At 68.2% G+C, this 4,302-nt stretch carries 3 protein-coding genes and 1 pseudogene; all 4 read right to left on the bottom strand.

The annotated features are described in order from the left end of the window. Positions 1-180 precede the first annotated feature (180 nt). Positions 181-498 (bottom strand): WhiB family transcriptional regulator, encoded by a 318-nt coding sequence (locus tag ACIQOV_RS29825; RefSeq protein WP_401053691.1) that lies wholly within the window; start codon positions 496-498, stop codon positions 181-183. A gap of 904 nt (positions 499-1,402) precedes the next feature. Continuing rightward, positions 1,403-2,158 carry a hypothetical protein gene (locus ACIQOV_RS29820; protein ID WP_331768658.1) on the bottom strand — a complete coding sequence of 252 codons (756 nt, stop codon included), beginning with the start codon at positions 2,156-2,158 and terminating at the stop codon, positions 1,403-1,405. Between the two features lie 259 nt (positions 2,159-2,417). Next, entirely contained in the window at positions 2,418-3,503 is a 1,086-nt protein-coding gene (locus ACIQOV_RS29815) for a PD-(D/E)XK nuclease family protein (protein ID WP_331768831.1), read from the bottom strand. Further along, positions 3,500-4,302 (bottom strand): annotated as a pseudogene (locus ACIQOV_RS29810) (hypothetical protein); the annotation flags it as partial. The gene ACIQOV_RS29815 and the pseudogene ACIQOV_RS29810, both read right to left, overlap by 4 nt.

Below are 4,302 nucleotides of genomic sequence, written 5' to 3'. Positions count from 1 at the left end.
GGGTGGAGGGCACGAGGGGGTTGGGCGCGGGACGGCGGCGGCGATGGCGGGACATGACGGCAACGATGCCCGGTGCGTTGGACGGAGGCGGGCATTCTGGAAGACCGACACGCAGTGGGGTGATGGGGTTGTCCTGCGTGGAGTGCCGCTCCAACCGTTTCGCGCGGGGCCCGGCCGCTGTCAGCTGGCCTGCGGCAGTGGCTCGTTCGCTGGGGCTCCGCCATGTCGCTCGTATTCTGCGCGGGCTGCCTCCAGGAGCTCGCGCCAGGACTTCACGGTGGGCCGGCGGCGCAACAAGGCACGCCGCTCGCGCTCGGTCATGCCGCCCCAGATGCCGAACTCTATTCGGAGGTCCAGGGCCTCCGCGAGGCACTCGGTCCGGACAGGACAGCTCGAACAGACGGCCTTGGCTCGGTTCTGCGTCGACGCGTCGACGAAGAGCTCGTCCGGGTCACTGTCGCGGCACGCTCCCTCGCTGGCCCAGTCGGATCCCACCATCGTCTTGCTGCTGCCCTCTCCCCCGTGCCAGCTACGTTCCACACTGTATGCGCTCTTCTATGTTCGGGCGTACGGGATTTCGTCGCGGCCGTGAGCAGTGAGGGTCGTGTCGTCGGTCTCGCGGGGGTGAGCGTGGGAGCAGCACTCTGGCGGGTGGTGGCGTAAGAGGCCGCCGGCTCCCCGTGCGGCGGCTGCGGCAGGGTCGGTGATGCCGTAGCGACGGTTTACCACGCTGAAGGCGGAGACCTGTGGGCTCGTGGTGGAAGGCCGCGGGGGGACGGGCAGGTCGAGGCCGTAGCGGCGCATGCAGTCGGCCGTGGCTGCGCGGCGGAGCCAGTCGAACGTCGCGGACTGCACCGGGGTCAGCATGTAGGCCTCGATGGGCAGGTGCAGGGACGCGGTCCCGTTGGCGATGATCGGAGTTGCCGCTGGTGGAGCCGGTGGCGAGTCCCCCGGGCTGCTGGCACAGCTGCTCAATGCCGCGAGAGTGAACAGCATGGCGAGCACAGAGCTGTGGCGGCCGGGCCGCTTGGTGGTGGGGTCACCTGCGTTGTCCGCTGTTTCGCACGCGAGTCGCTGACGGGCCGCCATGGTGGTCAACTCCTCCGGATGAGCGAAAGGGACGTGCTGGGGTCGGTCTTGAGGCTGCGGCAGCGCTGGTTGCAGGCTCGATTCGCCGCTTGCAGGGTGTGCCGTAGGACGAGCTGGGAACCCGATCTGCCCTGGACGGTAGTCAGGACCTGGCTGTTCGGGGCAGCGATGGTGGGCGCCAGCGGCCGAGGTTGCTCGCCCTGCGGGATGAGACGCCTCAGGATCCCGTCAGACGGAAAGTCCACGGGCGCCAGTGCGATGAACCGGCCGGTTGTCGGTTGGCGCATCGCGCTGGTGCCCGTGGACTTTCCGTCTATGTACTGGCGGCCTGGCGGGCTTCCTCTCTGAGCCTGAGTTCGCGCAGGGTCAGTGGGTAGATCACCCGGTTCCTCTGCTCCTTGAGAATGGCGTAGTCTCCGTTCGCTCTGCGGAATTCCTCCTCTTGCGCCTCGGCCATTGCATATCGTTCTGGAAATAGGCGCAGGGTGCGAATCCACTGGGCCTTTCCGGCGCGGACGCAGGTGCCTCCACAGTTGTTATGCGGGTAACCCATCTCGTACAGACGGGGAGGCTCGATTCCCAGGCTTCTGGCTTCGTCGAGCAGTTCTTCCTTGGTGAGTTCCGGCTCCCCTTCCTCGCACAGCGGGAAGACGGTGCGCCAGGGCTGCCAGTTGGTGGCGATCGGTGGGATTCGGTTGCGGTCGTGCCTGCTGGCGTCGATGCCGATGTACAGCGTCGTCCGTGTGGGGTCGGCGTTCTTCTCGAGCCAGCGCAGGCATGGGTCGATCTTGAGGACCCTCGTGCACCCGGCGATCCTGCTGTTTCCGAGGAACTTCTTGTCATGGAAGACTTGGAATGGATCGCGGCCGTCAGCCACGCGCACGAGGGGGATGTCGAGTAGCCTGCTGGCGTCTTGCGAGAAACGCCACAAATCAGGGTCCTCGATTTGCGTGTCCGCTATCAGAAGGGTCGTCCTGTCGGTGCCGTATCGTCGGACTACGCGAACGGCGGAGGCGAAGGATGCGATGCCACCGCTAAATTGCACGACACGCTCGTACTGTCTATTCACAGGTTATCTCCTTTCACTGCGAGCCACTTCGGAATGGCCATGGCGGTGAAATTAGGTCACCCAGCGGGCGGATCAACTCCTGTGCAGGATCGCGGGTTGGCGAGCCGGCCATGCCCTTCAGGCCGCGGTCCTTTCGTGCCTCGGGGCGGTCCCACGCTCGACGCTGGTAACCGGACGGGGCATCCAGGCAATGCTGACGGCGGAGGGGTTGTTGCGGCTCCGTCTGCGGGATGCCGGTCTCGGATGGGCAGCGACGCCATCAGGGCCCTGGCGGGCCTGGTAGCGCCGCGACTTTGAGGGGGCCCGGCCCGCGGGCTGGCGAGTCTCCGCTGGGTGGACGGCGGTGGACGAGGGCGCGACGCGAGTCCTTGTCTGTCGTTTGAGGAATGGGCAGGTTGTTCTCCTTCAGGAGCTCCTTCGCGCCGGTTTGATCCAGGCGCTTCCCGCCCGGGGAGGTTTTGACCTCCACTTCGTAGCCGTAGGCCGTGTATCGGCCCGGGCGGGTCCGACCGAGCGCGGCCAGGTGGTACTTCTTCTCCTTCTTCCAGTCCCTCTCCTGTGCGGCGGCTTCGGAGTAGCCAAGGGCATGGGCGACGATGTCGGCATCGGTGCGCACCTCGGCAGCCTGGGCCGGCTCCGCGCCCGGCCAGCACCTCGTCATGTAGGGGCAGGAGTCACAGGTGAGGTCCAGCCCTGGGCCTCGGTGGGCATCGCGCGGTGCGAATGCAGGCGCCTTGGCGTGCCGCAGCAGGTCCCGCACCCGAGCGTCGACGAAGGCCTCCTGCTTGGACCCGAACTCCCCGATCCACACCCCGGAGGTACCTCCGTGAATGCGCGACATCGGCACCACCGCCACCGCTCGGATCAGGTATCCCATCAGGCGCAGTGCCGTGGCGTAGCCGTAGAGCTGCAGGAGCCGGGCGCGTGAGGGTTCGTCGCCGTCGTCGCCTTGGTCGTAGCCGTGGGTCTTGAGATCGACGAGTAGTCCGCCGCCGATGGCGGGGGTGAACAGGTCGAGCCGGCCCGGGATCTTCAGGCCGCGGACGGGGAGGATGACGTCGTGTTCGACGAGGGTGAGTTCGTGGCCCAGTTGTGCGGCGAGGCGGGGCAGCACCCAGTCGTGGGTGGCCTGGCCCAGGTGGGAGGCGCGCTGCTCTTGGTGGGAGTGGTCGTCGGTGGGGGCGTAGCGGGCGAGTTGGTAGGCCGCGCGGCGGGTGCATCCGCCGAGGCCGGAGATGGACAGGGCACCGGGGTCGTGGTGGTTGGCGGCGGTGGCGGTGCGGAACACCGCTGCCAGCGCGTCCTCGAGCTGGCGGCGTTGCGCTTCGAGTTCGGCTCGGTTCACTGTGCGGAGTCGGGGCAGTCGTCGCGGTGGCGGCCGGTGGGGGCGTCCTCACAGGCGCACAGGTCGGGCATTTGTGCCCGGGGCGCGATCTGGAGTGGGGTCGGGGGGCTCTGGTCGGGCTCGGATGCGGAGGGGGCGTCCGGCTTGAGCATTTGCCGGTAGATCGCGTGGGCAGAGTTCCCAAGGGTCTTCTGTGCCTGGAGGATGAGCTGTTCGTCCTCGTCCGTGAGTGTGCCGTTCGCCTTCTCTTTCGTGGTCCTCGTCTGGTTGCCGAGGAGGATCTGGTAGACGCCGTTCGGCTTGAGCGCGTCCGCCATACCGCGAAGGACTTCCCAGGCGGCCTGACGGGGGTCCGGGGCGTCGGACGTGACCGTGTTCGGGTGTTCGGGCTGGTGCGGGGTCGGCTCGGGGGTGGAGCGGGCTCGGTCTGTGTCGGGCTGTGGAGTGGTCGGCGGTTGCGTGGCCGGCCCCGGGTCGGTGCGCTCCGGGACGGCCGTGTGGTCGTCACCCTGGTTGGTGTCGGCCAGGTCGGGCGTGGGTCGGTCGGCGAGTTCGGTGGCCGGTGACGTCAGGGCCTTGGTGGGTGCGGGGGTGTCGGCCAGGAGGTGTGTCTGCGGCGGGTTGGCTGGCGGCATCGGTTGAACGGGTGCGGGCGCCGTGGTGGTGTCGCCCGGCGGTATGGGGGCCTCGTCGCCGAGTTCGGGCGCGGGGAGTGTGTCCTGGAGGGTGCGCTCCGTGGTGGGTGTGCTGTCCGGGGTGGGCTGTGCAGCGGCGCCAGGGGTTGCCATGGGCAGTGGGG

The sequence above is a fragment of the Kitasatospora sp. NPDC091257 genome, assembly GCF_044757675.1.
GTDB classification, from domain to species: Bacteria; Actinomycetota; Actinomycetes; order Streptomycetales; family Streptomycetaceae; genus Kitasatospora; species Kitasatospora lactacystinica.
Note: the sequence above shows the minus strand (reverse complement) of the source record. Positions and strands in the feature narration are given on the sequence as shown.

Bases quoted from the DNA above. Each gene is read 5' to 3' on its own strand.
- ACIQOV_RS29825 (WP_401053691.1), bottom strand. From the start codon at position 498: ATGGTGGGATCCGACTGGGCCAGCGAGGGAGCGTGCCGCGACAGTGAC.